Raw genomic sequence first — 14,315 nt, forward strand, 5'->3', positions numbered from 1 at the left:
GATATGCCTAGCCTATACATATGATAACGCCTGTTCAAAATCAGCAATTAAATCATCGATCGCCTCGAGTCCGACGCTTATGCGCAACAAGCCGTCTGTAATGCCGCGGCGGTGGCGTTCTGCTTTCGGCATCGCCGCATGCGACATTTTTGCCGGGTACGATAAAATCGACTCCACAGCTCCTAAACTGACCGCAAATACCGGAATGTGCGCATATTTGACAAACGTCCGCACCGCTTGTTCATCTTCCAGTTCAAATGACAACACCGCACCAAACCCGCGCGCTTGATCGCGATGAATGACGTGCCCTTCATGATGCGAAAGCCCTGGATAATACACGTGCGCCACTTTCGGATGACGATGTAAAAACTGCGCAAGCTGCATCGCCGAACGGGAAGCGTAATCGAGCCGAACGTGCAGCGTTTTTAGCCCGCGCAGCACAAGCCACGCATCTTGCACGCCAAGCACCGCCCCGAACGAATATTGCAGTTTGCGCAGCTCTCTCGCCAAGCGCGCATCTTTTACAACCGCTAACCCTGCCACAACATCGCTATGCCCCGCTAAAAATTTCGTTGCGCTATGCAAAACGACATCGACACCGAGATCAAGCGGCCGCTGCAAAATAGGCGTCGCAAACGTATTATCTAAAAACGTCAAACAACCGTGCGCTTTGGCAAGCTTCACAACTCCGCGAATATCTGTAATTTTCAATAGCGGGTTCGATGGCGTTTCCATATAAATGACTTTCGTATTCGGACGAATGTGACGCGCTACCGCATCTAAATCGGTCATATCAACAAACGTATGCTCAATCCCAAATCGGCTCAATACATCGGTGAAGATGCGATACGTTCCGCCATACACATCATCGGTAATTAATACGTGATCCCCTTTTGACAACAACAAAAATGCTGTTGAAATGGCAGCCATGCCAGAAGCGAACGCAAAACCGCTCACTCCACCTTCTAATTCCGCAATCGTCTCCTCTAACGCCTCGCGCGTCGGATTGCCCGAACGGCTATAATCGTACTTTCCAAACGTATCAAAATCGAACTGATGAAATGTTGACGCATGATGAATCGGGACGCTCACCGCGCCCGTTTGCGCGTCAATCTGCCATTTATTGTGAACGAGTTGCGTTTGCACATCCATCTTTTACACCTCTTTCATGCGTTGAAACGCTTGTGTTAAATCGGCAATTAAATCGTCAACGTGTTCAATGCCGACCGAAAAACGTAACAGTCGATTACACACCCCATTGGCGATGCGAACATCCTCTGGAATATCCATATGCGTTTGCGTCGCTGGATACGTAATAAAACTTTCGACACCGCCTAAACTTTCCGCAAACGTAATAAGCTTTAAGCTTCGTAAAAAAGCATTCACCCACTTTTCATCGCGCACGCGAAACGACAACATTCCCCCTCTTCCCGGATACAATACGTCCGTCACATCTTCATGTTCGACTAAAAATTCATATATCGCCTTTGCGTTTTGTTCGTGCTGGCGCATGCGAAGCGCAAGCGTCTTCATGCCGCGAATTAACAGCCATGAATCAAACGGAGACAACACCGCACCGATGGCGTTATGATACATCGCCAGCTGTTCACACAATTGTTTTCCTTTGGCGACAATGAGCCCGGCAAGCACATCGTTATGTCCACCTAAATATTTCGTCGCGCTATGAACGACGATATCGGCTCCTTTTGTGAGCGGCTTTTGCAGTACAGGGGTGTAAAACGTATTATCGACGATAAGAAGCAGCCCATGTTGTTTCGCAAACGCCGCGACCGCTTCGATGTCCGCTTCTTGCATTAAAGGGTTCGTTGGCGTCTCTAAAAAAATCGCTTTTGTTTTTTCAGTCACATATGCCTTTACCGCATCAACATCGCGAAAATCGACGTATGTAAACGTCATGCCGCATTTGCGCCATCCTTTTTCAAACAAACGATACGTCCCGCCATATAAATCGGCAGAAACGAGAAAATGGTCGCCGCTTTCAAACAACGCAAACACCGTTTGAATCGCTGCCATGCCTGAACTACAAGCGAAACCTTGATCTCCTTCTTCTAGCTGTGCAATCGCTTCTTCGACAATATGCCTTGTCGGGTTGCCGGTTCGAATGTAATCGTACCCTGTCGATTGTCCGATTCCTTCATGACGATACGCCGTTGAAAAATATACTGGCGGATTGACCGTCCCCGTCGCTGTCTCGCTTCGATTGCCAATTTGCGCTAACCGTGTTTCGATATGACTCATTCGCTCTCTTCCTTTCTAAAAAATAAAAGCCTTCAAAGAAGAAGGCTTTTTTGTCCATAGACAATCGCTTCTTCTTATCTTCCGAATTGAACGCCAATTCGCTGGATTTAGCACCTGACCGTTTCCGGCTGGTTGCTGAAGCTTCATCGGGCCAGTCCCTCCGCTTCTCTCGATAAGAACGCAAAACAATATCGAATTTTCTGATTTTTAATTAATGTACATCATTTCCAACAAAATTGCAACTGTTTTTTATTCCCCTTTCAACAACAAACAGCATGCATCCCATCAAAGATATGGCACATATATTTGCACTTCACATGTAAAAATAGACAAATCAAAACGATATATGGTAAAGTGGGGGCAAAAGTGAAGGAGGAATATAATGACTGCTTTATTTCTCGCGCACGGATCACCAATGTTAGCTATTGAAGATAGCGCATATGCATCGTTTTTAACCACTTTCGGTAAACGCATAGATGCAAAAGCAATCGTTGTATTTACTGCACATTGGACGACGCGTCAACCGACCGTTTCATCGATTGACGGAACGTATGAAATGATTTATGATTTTTCCAGTTTCCCACGTGAATTGTATGAAGTAACTTATGCTGCACAAGGTTCAGTCGAATGGGCCAAACGCGTCCAACATCATCTGAGGCACGTCTCCCCCATCGTCAATATCGACGAGAAGCGTGGACTTGACCACGGCTCATGGGTATTGTTAAGCCGACTATTTCCAAAAGCAAACGTTCCAATTGTTCAGGCATCCGTTGTTCCTTCGTGGACACCAAAGCAGCTATTTCAACTTGGTAAAGCGTTACGCCCGTTGCGTGACGAAGGTGTCATGATCATCGGTAGTGGTGGCACAGTGCATAATTTAATGGCGCTTCGTTGGGAAGAACGGACAAAAGTAGATTGTTGGGCTGTCGCCTTTGATGATTGGTTGCTTGCCCAGTCATCTGCCCATAGTGAAGATGTGTTTCACTATGAAGAAAAAGCCCCTTATGCTAAACAAGCCGTCCCGACTCAAGAACATTTAGCACCGTACTGGATTGCTTACGGAGCCGGCAATCGCTCGCCACATGTTTTATTCCGAGAATACGAGTACGGAAACTTAAGCCTTTTAGCTGTATCATTTTAATGGAGGGATTCCGATGTGGAACGAGTTTAAAAAATTCGCTATACGAGGCAACGTCATCGACTTAGCTGTCGGAGTGATTATTAGTGGGGCATTTGGAAAAATTGTTTCTTCCCTCGTCAATGACATTATTATGCCCCTTGTCGGTCTCATTTTAGGGGGAATTGATTTCAGCAAGTTATCTTGGAAAGTCGGAGAAGCAGAAGTGAAATATGGGGCTTTTATATGATTGGGCGTAAAACCCCTATGCCTTTAGGCTAGGGGATGTAAGCCCTAGCCGCAGGAACTGTGGGGATCGCCTACTAAATAACCGAAGGGGACTTCGGTGTTCGTAGGAATCCGCTATGGCTTTAGCCTAGCGGTAGTTCAATGAAACGACAAAAAGAAATGTCGTAAAGAGCTGTCCGAAAAGTCGCATGTCATCCTATCAAGAGCTTATTGGACAATACAAGTAAGAGACTTGAGGCATCGCCCCAAGTCTCTTATCGTTCTGCCGCAAGGGCATCTGCTTTTGTCGGATGCACCGTTCCAGCTGGGTGTTGTGGTGGGGCATAAATCGAGTACAGTTTAAGTGGAACGTTGCCCGTGTTAATCAAGTTATGCCACGTTCCTGCAGGCACGAAAATGGCAGAACCATCGCTGACTCGCCGCTCAAACGTCCATTCATTTTTCCTTTTTCCCATGCGCACCATGCATATAGCTCGGATAGTAATAATACACATTCCCACCTCTTTCAATATCATCAATCGCTATGTTATGCGCCATGGATAAATTCGACAAGGCTGTTGGCTTTCTTCGTTTGGAGAAGGTCAAGTCCGGTAGAGACGTGACAGTTCGCCTCGAACATACTGTACACATAAGCCAGTTGCACTCTTTCGTAAATATTAAAAAGACATCGGTTTAAATCTAACCGATGTCTTTAACTAAATCCTACAACTAACAATAACTATTCCTATAACTAATTAGTTAATGGAAAAACCGCGTAAAATCAATATTCGAGCAATTTTTATAACTAATTTTATTAACTAAACCTATAACTAATTTAAAACTAAGTTTAACTAATTAGTTAATGCCCATTTTGGATAGCGGGCAGAACCTTGATTTACAATAGTTCTATCCTTCTTAGACATTTCTTGAAGCAGGTTTCCGATGTACCTCTTTTTTTGCTTTTCATTGAGAGCATCAGATAGTTTATCTAGCAACAAATCATCAATATCTTTCCTACTTGCCACTTTATACTGACGCAAAAATGAGATAATCAGTTGCTTATAATGCTCTTTATCAAAGGCCCTGTTTTTAATATAGGTAGTTTTATCTCCTGTAATTTCAGCGATTTTAGCGGAAACATATAGGTTTGGATATCTGCCTTCCACTAATTTTAATGCCCTTAATTTTTTTGCTTCTTCTTGTGTGATGCGTTGCTTTTTTTGCACCTTATCTAACGCAATCACTACACTCAAATCGAGATCTGTATGGCTGATAAGCATACGAGTATAGTTATAATCCAATATTTTGCCGTAAATGGTCACTTTTACTTTATTCGGTTCACTTAAATCATAATCCGGCATTGGAAAGAATCTTTTTCGTTGCTCTAAAAACATTTTCTTAATTCCCGAACCAATTGTATCAATCATATTCAGATTGACCATTGCTTCGGCTAAAAAGCGATTTCGATAATATTCTTGAGGTGCATCACGTTCAATCACATTCTCAATCGTTTCAGGAATAAATTCACCAAGATTTGTAAAAATTAATTCCTCTGGTTTTTCAACAACATTAATTCGTCCTTGAAGAGTGTAATCTTGATGAGCAATACAGTTATGCAATGCTTCACGAATGACGTAAGGATCATACTGATTCACTTCAATTGGGAACAAACTTTGGTCCGGCATATAGCGATATTTTAAATTGCGGATTTTTGCAAAAAGTTCATTTGTGTTTAAAATAAATGGCGGTCCAAAATGCTCATAATCCCTCTCAATATTATGTTCGTCTTTCAAAATCCATGTCATTTTTGCAACAGCCGGCGCCAAAAAGTGTTCGGATTCAGGTTTACCAAGCAATATAATGGCTGCTCTCGTAATTTGTCCGTTAATCGTTACCCTTGCTTTATTCAGAAACGTTATATCATCCCATTTATCGACATCTTCGGCTAAACGTGGATTTTTCTTTTTATACTCTTCTCTTGCCTTCTCAATGGCCGTTTTATCTAAGTCATCAATCGTAGCACCGGGACAAATCACGGCCGACCAATCTTCTTTCATACGTTGGTTGCGAATACTTTCGATTTCTTGTATGCTGAGTGGAACCTTCGACTCACCATTTCGGCCAAAATAATGACCTTTCCAAGATGTTGGCATTCCTTTCGGCGCAGCAGGAATTTGAAACATAATCACCCTGCCCTCTGGATAAAAAAGTTCATAAATCTCAACAAACGACAGACCACCGTTTGTATGCCTCGATATCTCATGTTTAAGTTTATCTAAATCGGCTCTATTTTCTCTGTATTGTGTTCCAACAATTTCTTTATTTTTATCTTTTACTCCAAAAATAAGCCACCCATAAGGCTGATTTTTTAAGTTAGCCTCATTGCTTAACGCTGAAAAGTATTCACCTAAATCATCAAAACCAAAATTATTTTTGGCTTCTTTAAACTCTACCCATTCATTTTCGGAGGGGAGGCTTCTAAATTTATCCAATAATTTTTTTAGTTCTATTTCATTCAATATCGTCACCTCCGCAAATACGATTATAGCAGTAGAATTTACTTTATGTATAACATATCGCAATTTTTCCTTATTTACTATATATCACACATTCAACACATATCCTATTTTGTCCTTTCTGCAAAAGACAACGTCTATAAAAAATTAAAAACAGAGTGATTCTCCCATTTTCAATCTTCCATTATATAAATAGCCTCTTCTTGATTTATTTCCTCGCTTCCCATTGTTAAAAATTCCATTAACTACTTTCATCATTAATAAATGTCGTAAAGAGCTGTCCGAAAAGTCGCATGTCATCCTATCAAGAGCTTATTGGACAATACAAGTAAGAGACTTGAGGCATCGCCCCAAGTCTTTCACTGTTCAGCCGCAAGCGCATCGGCTTTCGTTGGATGGACGGTTCCCGCTGGATGTTGCGGCGGCGCATAAATGGAATATAGCTTGAGCGGAATATTTCCGGTGTTGATTACATTATGCCACGTTCCTGCAGGCACGAAAATGGCAGAACCATCCGTCACGCGTCTTTCAAACGTCAGCTCGTTTTTCTTTTTGCCCATCCGCACAATTCCTTCTCCTTGTTCAATACGTAAAAATTGATCCACGCCCCGATGTATTTCTAAACCGATATCTTCCCCGACACGAAGGCTCATTAACGTCACTTGCAAATGCGGCCCTGTCCATAGCGCCGTACGAAACATATTGTTTCGTTTCGTCGCTTCTTCGATTTGAACAACAAACGGGCTCGGTCCGTAATCTTTCGTATTTTCCCTCGGAAGCGGATACATCGGATACGGATACATCGGCATATACACATAATGCGGATAATAATACATGTTCCCACCTCTTTCTTTATCGTCATCGCTATGTTATGCACCATTGCTTGAACATGCGCCTCATATGCAAAAAATCGACAAATAAAAGGCGGATGTGCTACATTGAAAGCAAAATCATTTTTAAAAGGAGGGATTTGTATGTGGCACGAGTTTAAAAAATTTGCGGTGCGCGGCAACGTCATCGATTTAGCCGTTGGGGTCATTATCGGCGGAGCGTTCGGGAAAATTGTTTCTTCCCTCGTCAACGACATCATTATGCCGCTCGTTGGTTTCATTTTAGGTGGCATTAACTTTAGCAATTTATCATGGAAAGTTGGCGAAGCTGAGGTGAAATACGGATCATTTATCCAAACAGTCGTAGATTTTTTCATCATCGCCTTTTCCATCTTTCTATTCGTCAAACTTTTGAACAACTTATATGAACACATGAAAAAACAAGAAGAAACGAAAGAAGCCGCATCAACGATCACAAAAGAACAACAACTACTCACAGAAATTCGCGATTTATTAAAACAACAAAAAGACATGTTGTAGCCCCCCAAAGCATTTTTGAGGGGCTTCATTCCCATAATAAGCAAGCCGTTTATATTTCACATCTTTTTCGTAAAAAAGCCGTAAACCCATACGGATTTACGGTCTCCTTTTTACGCATTCAACGCAGCTTCTTCCTCGTCGCGCAAGTTGTGGGCAAGGCGACCGGAGGCGCTTGCGGCAACGCTGGCGACTAAGTCGTCTAAAAACGTATGCACGCCTTTGCCACGCTTCGTGTCAAGCTGCTTAATAATCCCGACTTTATTTTTATCTAAATGACCAAACGTTGTTACCGCGATGCTTCCGTACCCGAGCACTGCGCCGAGCGCCAACGTTTCATCGACGCCAAACAGTCCTTCATCCGTCTCGACAATCGTTTGCAGCGGCTCGGAAAGCATGCCTTGTTCGGCTAGTTTATCGAGCTCGATGCCAACTAAAATCGCATGTTGCACCTCGCGTTTTTGCAGCACTTTTTCGACGCTTTCTATACATTCTGCCATCGTTAGCTCTTTGTTGTAAGGACTTTGCATTTCATATACAATCTCAGCAATCGCTGGAATCGTCACCCCACGTTCCGTTAATAGCTGCAACGTTCTTTCATACACTTCTTTGCTTGATATACGCTTCATGTGTTATTCCCCCTCTCGTTCTCTCATTATATCACGCAACGACAAAAAATGCAGAAATGTGGTACGATAAGAAAGAACAACGTTGAAAGCGGAGGGCATCACATCAATAGCCCTTCGCCTCGAAAAAGACATATATAAGGATGGGAGAACATGCAAGAGTTAAAACTTCACAGCCAACATTTAGACGAGGAACTATCGTTGCGTGTGTATTGTTCAAAACCTGTCACACCGCTTTATAAACATCTCGTCATTATCGCACAAGACGGGCAAGATTATTTTATGTTCGGAAAAATCGGACGCGTCATCGATGAGCTTCGTGTGCGTGCTGTCGTGATCGGCGTGCCGTATCGCGATGTATTCGATCGCTATGAAAAATATCATCCAAACGGAAAAAAACGAGAAGCGTACATGCGCTTTCTCGCCAATGAGCTCGCGCCACTTATCGATGAACATTTTTCGACATATCAAATGGGAACAACGCGCATTCTCGTCGGCGATTCGCTCGCCGGAACGGTTTCGCTACTTACTGCAATGACATATCCGCATACGTTCGGAAAAGTCGTCATGCAGTCACCATACGTCAACGATGATGTCATAGCATATGTCCAATCATTTACCGATTGGCATTTACTTGCGCTTTATCATTCGATCGGCTTACATGAGGCAAAAGTGAAAACGACAGACGGAGCTGTCCGTAACTTTATTGAACCAAATCGTGCGCTGTCTCACGTCCTTCAAACAAAACAAGTTCGCTACCATTATCACGAGTTTGACGGCGATCATTCATGGACATACTGGCAGCCAGATTTACCTATCGGATTAAAAAAAGTTATTGAAATGTAACAGTATTTTCCGAAAATTTGTTATAATATATAGATATAATGATGAAAGGAGGAAACGTCGCATGAAATGTGGTATCGCGATTTTTCCATCGAAAAAAATTCAAGATTTTGCAAATTCGTATCGCAAACGGTATGACTCTCATTACGCTTTAATCCCACCGCACATCACGTTAAAATATGCGTTTGATGTGGAAGAAGACAAACTTGAGGAACTCGTGCAACAACTTCGCAACGTCGCGCTTGAAACGGAACCGTTTTTGTTGCGCGTCACGAAATTTAGCTCGTTTTATCCTGTCAACAACGTTATTTATTTAAAAGTAGAAAAGACAGAGCCACTCGTGACACTACATGAAAAATTACATCGTCCACCGTTCGTCGAACAAACAGACTATGCGTTCGTACCGCACATTACGATCGCACGTGATTTATCAAACGACGAATATTCAGACGTATTCGGACGCTTCAACATGCAGTCTGTTCATTTTGAAGAACAAGTCGATCGCTTCCATCTGTTATATCAGCTTGAAAACGGATCATGGTCCGCATATGAAACATTTCATCTCGGAAAGGAATAATCATATGGACGTAAAATTCGGACAAGATGAAGCGCTTTGGCACGATGCTCTTTTCGTTCGCCGCACCGTCTTTATTAATGAACAAGGCGTATCAGAAGAAGAAGAAATTGACGTATTCGAACAACAGTCCGTTCATTTCGTCATATACGATAACGACAAACCGATTGCCGCAGGTCGCTTCCGAACGATTGACGGCATTGGTAAAGTCGAACGCATTTGCGTCCTTCCAGCTTATCGCGGACGCGGCATCGGCAAGCGCATCATGGAAGCGATCGAACAATACGCCAAACAGCACGTCTCAAAAGTAAAACTAAACGCCCAAACACATGCTGAACCGTTTTACAAACAACTCGGCTATGAAACGGTATCCGACGTCTTTCTTGATGCAGGCATTCCACATGTGACGATGATCAAAACGATCGACATGCGATCATAACGGTCGCATGTTTTCTTTTTCGCTTCACATACTAACAAAAGAAGCGAAAAAGAAAGGATATCGTTATGAACGAATTCGGACAAATTGCAGTCGAATTAATTGTCGGTTATATTGCCTTGTTTATTATGGCGAAAATACTCGGACGAACACAAATTACGCAAATTACACCGTTTGACTTTATTTCCGCCCTCGTTCTCGGAGAGCTTGTCGGCAATGGGCTATACGATGCCGAAGTTGGGCTTTCTAAAGTGCTATTTGCAATCGCACTTTGGGGACTGTTAATTTACGCAACAGAAATGATTACGCAAAAGAAAAAGGAGCTTCGCGAATTATTAGAAGGAAAACCGGTCATCGTCATTTCGAGAGGGAAAATTTTATATGAAGCGTTAAAACAAACGAAGCTCGATTTAAACCAACTGCAACATTTGCTGCGCGCGCGCAACGTCTTTTCCGTTCGTGAAGTGGAATACGCCATTTTAGAAACGGACGGAACAGTGAGCGTCATGAAAAAATCCCCATACGAACAACCGACGCGCCAAGACCAAAACATTTCTGCATCTGAAGTGACATTGCCTGTGACGATCATTATCGACGGGGAAGTCGTTTGGGACAATTTACGGGAAAACGGCTGGGACGAACAATGGTTAAAAAAACATATTCGCCACGCTGGCTTTGAAAACTATACAGACATTTTATACGCCGAATGGCAAGACGGAAAAGGAATGCATGTGCAGGCATATTAACGTTTTTTCAACGAACGATCTTGAGGTCGTTTTTTCTTTTCGGGCGTTTGTTGTTTTTTCTCGTTTGTTGCTCGTTGTATGCTCGTTATACGCGGAACGGTGAGTGAAGTTGGACGAATCATAATAACACCTCCTTTGTTTATATATTCGCTCGCCAATGAAAAACTCCTTTTCTCTTACTGTATGATTTGTTAACATAGACGTTGACGTTAGACGAAGGAGTTTGACCGATGAACAAAGCACGATATAACGGCAAGTTATTTGACATTCATACGTTACCACGAGAAAAATATGAGCTCGTTTACGAACAAAGTTTACGCAATAAATGGACGTGCCCGATGTGCGGTGGAATCGTTCGCTTTCATTTAGCGATTGAGCATGCCCCGCACTTTTATCATGTTGCTCACCCTTGCATACGAGAAGAACGAAAACGAGCGAATATCATCGCCATTCAGCCAAAACAACCGTTTCAAACGAAAGAAAAAAAACAAATGACCGTATGCGGCGTGTCGCTCGATGCCGACCAATACAAAGCGGTGCGCCACGTCAATGGACCGCTTCTCGTTCTGTCAGGTGCTGGAAGCGGTAAAACGCGCACGTTAACGACGCGCGCCGCAGCGATGATCACAAATGATCATATCCAAACGGCAAACATCATGATCGTCACCTTTACAACAAAAGCGGCGAAAGAGTTAGCGGAAAGACTTCAGTCGTACAACCTTGCGGGGATACCGACAATTGGAACGTTTCATAGCTTATTTTATCGTATGTTACAACATGCCGATCCGTTTCGTTGGCGTCATGAGCGGCTCATTCGTGACTGGCAAAAAGAGAAGATGATGAAAGAAATCGGGCGCGACATCGGCATTGATGAGCGCGATTTTCCGTATGATGAAGCGATGCAACGCATTTCATATTGGAAAAATACGCTTACCTCCCTCGCTGACATCGCAATCGAAAACGAATGGGACGAACGCGTCGTGCAATTGTATGTGCAATATGAAGAACGAAAACGGCAACTCGATGTATTTGATTTTGACGATATGTTATATGCGTGCTATGACATGTTGCGGACGGATGAAAAACGATTACAACAATATCACGAGCGGTTTCATTATTTTCTTATCGATGAATTTCAAGACATTAACAACGTGCAATATGAAACGATGAAACTGCTTGCATCCCATACGCATCACATTTGCGCCGTTGGCGATGACGATCAAGCCATTTATGCGTTTCGCGGCTCCGATCCATCATTCATTGACCAATTTCAAAAAGATTTTCCGAATACGAAAATTGTCAAGATGACGGAAAATTATCGCTCATCGCATCCGATCGTCTCGCTCGCCAACCACATCATTTCGAAAAGTCGCACGCGCATTCCGAAACAAATGAACGCTCAAACCGACAGCAAACATTGTCCGACATTTTTCTTTCCGTACGATGAAGAAGAAGAAGCGACAATGATTGCCAGCGACATTGAAGAGCGATTGAAACAAGGCGTCAAACCGAGCGATATCGCCATTTTATGCCGAACGAACGCTTCAGGGCGCGCCGTCTTTGAACGGCTTTCGCAACTTCGTTTCCCTGTCACGACAGATGGCGACTCGTTTTACAACCGTCGCATTGTGCGATATTTGTTAAGTTTTTTTCAATTAAGCATCAATCCGAACGACGAACAGGCGCTTGCGGATGTTGTCACCGTATTGTTTTTAAAGCAGACGGTCATGAACGACTTAAAAGCGATCTCGATTTTACAAGATTGTTCGCTCGTCGAAGCGCTCGCTAAACTTGACGGCATTCAACCGTTTCAGCAACAAAAATTGCGCGCAATCGTTCCGCTCTTTGCGAAAGTGAAAGACATGAAACCAATCGACGCCATTGACTTCATTGAAAAAGACATGGGCTTTGGCGACTTTTTAAAAAAGCGCGGCAACGAAGGGAATGCGATGGAAAAAGGATCCGATGATGTGCGCGATGTCAAAGTCGTTGCCCGAAAATTTAAAACGATCCAAGCGTTTCTTTCTCACGTTGAGCGCGTCAAAGCATACGCCAACACAACGGGCGATGACGGCATTCAACTCATGACGATTCACCGTTCAAAAGGGTTAGAGTTTCCGATCGTCTATATTATCGGGGCCGTCGACGGACTATTGCCGCACGACTATGCGCTTGAGGCGTACCGAAACGGCGATGTCGCCCCGCTTGAAGAAGAGCGCCGCCTTCTTTACGTCGCAATCACTCGCGCAAAAGAACGTCTTTTTATTTCCGTTCCGTCGATGCGCCGATTAAAAAAAGCAAACGCCTCGCGTTTGCTCCCTCTCCTTGAAACGAAAGCGAAAAGCCTCGTCTAAGACTTTTCGCTTTTTCGTTATTTTTTATTCAACATATTCGCAATCGTATTGAAATCCATTTGTTTTCCGTTGTTAATGATCGACTGCACGATTTTATCTTCTAACTCTTTTGGCACGTTGCGATTCGCAATTTGAGCGACGCGTTTGACGATGCCGCGCACCGTTTTTTCGTCTTTAAAGTTTGCGTTTTGTAATGAATTGGCGAGCGCAAAAATATCTTGCATATTGACGCCCGTTTTCTTTTCGATGTTTTTAAAAAAATGTTGATCCATCTTTCTCCGCCTCCTTCGCTTTTCTTTTTCAGCATATGAAAAAGAAAAAAAAACGTTCCAAAGGTATGCCCTTTGGAACGCCTCTTCTTAGTGAACGAACGCTGCACCAACGATAATCAACAAAATGAACAATACGACGATCAACACGAACGTTGAACCGTATCCGCCGCCGTAGCCGTAGCCACCGTAACCATATCCGCAATATCCGAAGCCCATGAGACTCCACCTCCTTGAACGTTGTCGCTTACATCATATGCGCAAAAATTCATTTGGTATGGGCGCTTATAAAAAATGCTGAAACATGCGTGCAAACTGCTTTTCTTTTTTCGCAAAAAACGCTTCCGCATCGCTCATGTTTGCTTCAAATTGTTGAAATAGCTTACCGTTTATGTTTTCAAGTTTGCTTAGCGTGGCGCCTACTTCTTTCCCCCATGCTTCAAACGCGTTCATGAGTGCATCGTGCTTTGCGTGTTTTGCGCGCGTATATGATTGCAGTTCTTTTTCCAATCGATCCATCATCTTCCCCCCCTTTGCTTTTTCATACGTAACAAACGTCAATATGTGCTAAAATAAAAGGCGAAAGAAAAAGAAAGGACGTGTCAACATGAAACGACTGCAAGACGCACAACAATTTAAACAAGCGATCGCTGCAAACACACCCGTTGTCGTTAAATTTTTTACAACATGGTGTCCCGATTGCGTGCGCATGGATCAATTTATCGACGAAGTGATCGCTGCTTATCCACAATTTACATGGTATGACATCAATCGCGACGATGTGCCAGACATCGCCGAAACATACAACGTTATGGGCATTCCGAGCTTGCTTGTGTTCCAAAACGGTGAAAAAATCGCCCACTTACATAGCGCCAACGCCAAAACACGCGAACAAGTCGAGGAGTTTCTGCAAACAATCAGCTAATTTAGCTGATTGTTTGAATATATTCCCCACATGAAAAAGCCACGTACGTGCCGTG

At 43.3% G+C, this 14,315-nt stretch carries 17 protein-coding genes, 2 pseudogenes and 1 riboswitch; of the genes and pseudogenes, 9 read left to right on the top strand and 10 right to left on the bottom strand.

Translation table 11 applies throughout. The features are described from left to right. Positions 1-12: 12 nt before the first annotated feature. Together metC and ACYQY7_RS03745 are read right to left on the bottom strand one after the other, a co-directional pair. Entirely contained in the window at positions 13-1,152 is a 1,140-nt protein-coding gene (gene metC / locus ACYQY7_RS03740) for a cystathionine beta-lyase (protein ID WP_461200794.1), read from the bottom strand. Between the two features lie 3 nt (positions 1,153-1,155). Next, complete coding sequence (locus ACYQY7_RS03745; RefSeq protein WP_461200795.1) at positions 1,156-2,259, bottom strand: methionine biosynthesis PLP-dependent protein; 1,104 nt, start codon at positions 2,257-2,259, stop codon at positions 1,156-1,158. Between the two features lie 71 nt (positions 2,260-2,330). Continuing rightward, positions 2,331-2,438: riboswitch (SAM riboswitch) on the bottom strand. 203 nt (positions 2,439-2,641) lie between these two features. Between ACYQY7_RS03745 and ACYQY7_RS03750 the strand changes: the two genes are divergently transcribed. Beyond that, entirely contained in the window at positions 2,642-3,400 is a 759-nt protein-coding gene (locus ACYQY7_RS03750; protein WP_461200796.1) for a DODA-type extradiol aromatic ring-opening family dioxygenase, read from the top strand. A 13-nt stretch (positions 3,401-3,413) separates the two neighbouring features. Next, positions 3,414-3,623: pseudogene (gene mscL, locus ACYQY7_RS03755) on the top strand (large conductance mechanosensitive channel protein MscL); the annotation flags it as partial. A 256-nt stretch (positions 3,624-3,879) separates the two neighbouring features. On the opposite strand, the pseudogene ACYQY7_RS03760 reads toward mscL (ACYQY7_RS03755), so the two are convergent. The 3 genes and pseudogenes from ACYQY7_RS03760 to ACYQY7_RS03770 form a co-directional block, all read right to left on the bottom strand. Then, positions 3,880-4,089: pseudogene (locus ACYQY7_RS03760) on the bottom strand (cupin domain-containing protein); the annotation flags it as partial. A 366-nt stretch (positions 4,090-4,455) separates the two neighbouring features. After that, entirely contained in the window at positions 4,456-6,132 is a 1,677-nt protein-coding gene (locus ACYQY7_RS03765; protein ID WP_461200797.1) for an RNA-binding domain-containing protein, read from the bottom strand. Positions 6,133-6,479: 347 nt separating this feature from the next. Continuing rightward, complete coding sequence (locus ACYQY7_RS03770; RefSeq protein ID WP_461200798.1) at positions 6,480-6,956, bottom strand: cupin domain-containing protein; 477 nt, start codon at positions 6,954-6,956, stop codon at positions 6,480-6,482. Between the two features lie 138 nt (positions 6,957-7,094). On the opposite strand from ACYQY7_RS03770, the gene mscL (ACYQY7_RS03775) reads away from it, so the two are divergent. After that, positions 7,095-7,490 (top strand): large conductance mechanosensitive channel protein MscL, encoded by a 396-nt coding sequence (mscL, locus tag ACYQY7_RS03775; protein WP_461200799.1) that lies wholly within the window; start codon positions 7,095-7,097, stop codon positions 7,488-7,490. A 110-nt stretch (positions 7,491-7,600) separates the two neighbouring features. Here mscL (ACYQY7_RS03775) and ACYQY7_RS03780 read toward each other — a convergent pair whose 3' ends face one another. Beyond that, the gene (locus ACYQY7_RS03780; protein WP_128999891.1) at positions 7,601-8,116 is read right to left on the bottom strand and encodes a phosphatidylglycerophosphatase A family protein; all 516 of its coding nucleotides are present in this window, start codon (positions 8,114-8,116) and stop codon (positions 7,601-7,603) included. A 150-nt stretch (positions 8,117-8,266) separates the two neighbouring features. Between ACYQY7_RS03780 and ACYQY7_RS03785 the strand changes: the two genes are divergently transcribed. The 4 genes from ACYQY7_RS03785 (at position 8,267) to ACYQY7_RS03800 (ending at position 10,712) form a co-directional block, all read left to right on the top strand. Then, on the top strand, positions 8,267-8,959 hold the full coding sequence (locus tag ACYQY7_RS03785; protein ID WP_461200800.1) for an alpha/beta hydrolase: 693 nt from the start codon (positions 8,267-8,269) through the stop codon (positions 8,957-8,959). 61 nt (positions 8,960-9,020) lie between these two features. Beyond that, entirely contained in the window at positions 9,021-9,533 is a 513-nt protein-coding gene (locus tag ACYQY7_RS03790) for a YjcG family protein (protein ID WP_183240314.1), read from the top strand. A 4-nt stretch (positions 9,534-9,537) separates the two neighbouring features. Next, positions 9,538-9,969 (top strand): GNAT family N-acetyltransferase, encoded by a 432-nt coding sequence (locus ACYQY7_RS03795; protein WP_461200801.1) that lies wholly within the window; start codon positions 9,538-9,540, stop codon positions 9,967-9,969. A gap of 65 nt (positions 9,970-10,034) precedes the next feature. After that, complete coding sequence (locus ACYQY7_RS03800; protein WP_461200802.1) at positions 10,035-10,712, top strand: DUF421 domain-containing protein; 678 nt, start codon at positions 10,035-10,037, stop codon at positions 10,710-10,712. Here ACYQY7_RS03800 and ACYQY7_RS03805 read toward each other — a convergent pair. Further along, positions 10,709-10,834 carry a hypothetical protein gene (locus ACYQY7_RS03805; protein ID WP_281380305.1) on the bottom strand — a complete coding sequence of 42 codons (126 nt, stop codon included), beginning with the start codon at positions 10,832-10,834 and terminating at the stop codon, positions 10,709-10,711. The two genes, ACYQY7_RS03800 and ACYQY7_RS03805, sit on opposite strands and share 4 nt — an antisense overlap. Positions 10,835-10,942: 108 nt before the next feature. On the opposite strand from ACYQY7_RS03805, the gene ACYQY7_RS03810 reads away from it, so the two are divergent. Continuing rightward, a complete protein-coding gene (locus ACYQY7_RS03810) occupies positions 10,943-13,066 on the top strand; it encodes an ATP-dependent helicase (protein WP_461200803.1) in 2,124 nt (707 codons plus the stop codon). A gap of 17 nt (positions 13,067-13,083) precedes the next feature. On the opposite strand, the gene spoVIF is transcribed toward ACYQY7_RS03810, so the two are convergent. From spoVIF to ACYQY7_RS03825, 3 genes are all read right to left on the bottom strand, one after another. Continuing rightward, a complete protein-coding gene (spoVIF, locus tag ACYQY7_RS03815; protein WP_430744762.1) occupies positions 13,084-13,338 on the bottom strand; it encodes a sporulation-specific transcription regulator SpoVIF in 255 nt (84 codons plus the stop codon). An 87-nt stretch (positions 13,339-13,425) separates the two neighbouring features. Beyond that, a complete protein-coding gene (locus tag ACYQY7_RS03820; RefSeq protein WP_009362140.1) occupies positions 13,426-13,554 on the bottom strand; it encodes a YjcZ family sporulation protein in 129 nt (42 codons plus the stop codon). A 66-nt stretch (positions 13,555-13,620) separates the two neighbouring features. After that, positions 13,621-13,854 (bottom strand): hypothetical protein, encoded by a 234-nt coding sequence (locus tag ACYQY7_RS03825; protein ID WP_461200804.1) that lies wholly within the window; start codon positions 13,852-13,854, stop codon positions 13,621-13,623. Positions 13,855-13,942: 88 nt separating this feature from the next. Between ACYQY7_RS03825 and ACYQY7_RS03830 the strand changes: the two genes are divergently transcribed. Beyond that, positions 13,943-14,260 (top strand): thioredoxin family protein, encoded by a 318-nt coding sequence (locus ACYQY7_RS03830; protein ID WP_461200805.1) that lies wholly within the window; start codon positions 13,943-13,945, stop codon positions 14,258-14,260. The last annotated feature ends 55 nt before the right edge of the window (positions 14,261-14,315 follow it).

The organism is Anoxybacillus sp. TBDG-1 (assembly GCF_054815885.1).

Bases quoted from the DNA above. Each gene is read 5' to 3' on its own strand.
- metC (WP_461200794.1), bottom strand. From the start codon at position 1,152: ATGGATGTGCAAACGCAACTCGTTCACAATAAATGGCAGATTGACGCG.
- ACYQY7_RS03745 (WP_461200795.1), bottom strand. From the start codon at position 2,259: ATGAGTCATATCGAAACACGGTTAGCGCAAATTGGCAATCGAAGCGAG.
- ACYQY7_RS03750 (WP_461200796.1), top strand. From the start codon at position 2,642: ATGACTGCTTTATTTCTCGCGCACGGATCACCAATGTTAGCTATTGAA.
- ACYQY7_RS03770 (WP_461200798.1), bottom strand. From the start codon at position 6,956: ATGTATTATTATCCGCATTATGTGTATATGCCGATGTATCCGTATCCG.
- mscL (WP_461200799.1), top strand. From the start codon at position 7,095: ATGTGGCACGAGTTTAAAAAATTTGCGGTGCGCGGCAACGTCATCGAT.
- ACYQY7_RS03780 (WP_128999891.1), bottom strand. From the start codon at position 8,116: ATGAAGCGTATATCAAGCAAAGAAGTGTATGAAAGAACGTTGCAGCTA.
- ACYQY7_RS03785 (WP_461200800.1), top strand. From the start codon at position 8,267: ATGCAAGAGTTAAAACTTCACAGCCAACATTTAGACGAGGAACTATCG.
- ACYQY7_RS03790 (WP_183240314.1), top strand. From the start codon at position 9,021: ATGAAATGTGGTATCGCGATTTTTCCATCGAAAAAAATTCAAGATTTT.
- ACYQY7_RS03795 (WP_461200801.1), top strand. From the start codon at position 9,538: ATGGACGTAAAATTCGGACAAGATGAAGCGCTTTGGCACGATGCTCTT.
- ACYQY7_RS03800 (WP_461200802.1), top strand. From the start codon at position 10,035: ATGAACGAATTCGGACAAATTGCAGTCGAATTAATTGTCGGTTATATT.
- ACYQY7_RS03805 (WP_281380305.1), bottom strand. From the start codon at position 10,834: ATGATTCGTCCAACTTCACTCACCGTTCCGCGTATAACGAGCATACAA.
- ACYQY7_RS03810 (WP_461200803.1), top strand. From the start codon at position 10,943: ATGAACAAAGCACGATATAACGGCAAGTTATTTGACATTCATACGTTA.
- spoVIF (WP_430744762.1), bottom strand. From the start codon at position 13,338: ATGGATCAACATTTTTTTAAAAACATCGAAAAGAAAACGGGCGTCAAT.
- ACYQY7_RS03820 (WP_009362140.1), bottom strand. From the start codon at position 13,554: ATGGGCTTCGGATATTGCGGATATGGTTACGGTGGCTACGGCTACGGC.
- ACYQY7_RS03825 (WP_461200804.1), bottom strand. From the start codon at position 13,854: ATGGATCGATTGGAAAAAGAACTGCAATCATATACGCGCGCAAAACAC.
- ACYQY7_RS03830 (WP_461200805.1), top strand. From the start codon at position 13,943: ATGAAACGACTGCAAGACGCACAACAATTTAAACAAGCGATCGCTGCA.